The 418-nt window shown below is 51.9% G+C and carries 1 protein-coding gene; it reads right to left on the bottom strand.

Annotated features, from left to right (window positions below; translation table 11 throughout):
* Positions 1-418: condensation domain-containing protein (locus tag ACUYLD_RS25505; RefSeq protein ID WP_446676230.1), on the bottom strand; the 418-nt coding region annotated here is incomplete at both ends.

Raw genomic sequence — 418 nt, 5'->3', positions numbered from 1 at the left:
AGCCAATGCCCTTTTGCGGAATGCGGCGTAGTCCTTCTTTCACATGTTTGATGCGCTGTGAAAGGTCTTGCCCCACGCTCATATCGAGCACAACTGGGAATTGAGTCGTAAACCAGCCCACGGTACGCGTAATATCCAGTTCTGGCAGAATGGATTCCCGTCCATGGCCTTCCAGGCTCACGAGCACTCGTTCCAGGCCCGCCCAGCGATGAATCGTCAGTCCCAATGCGGTAAGCAGCAAATCATTCATCTCCGTGTTGTAAGCACGATGCGCTTGTTTTAACAGCTGCTCCGTTTCCTGAGTTGTCCACGTAACTGTAATGTCCTCGCTGTCCCTATTTAAGGAATGAGAAGGGGACTCGTCTTTTGGAAGCGGCTGATATGCGCCTTGTTCCATTTCCCTCCAGAATGCGAGTTC

The organism is Paenibacillus sp. SER-28, assembly GCF_052906305.1.
The sequence above is the reverse complement of the archived record's forward strand: the minus strand, read 5'-3'. Positions and strand labels throughout refer to the sequence as shown.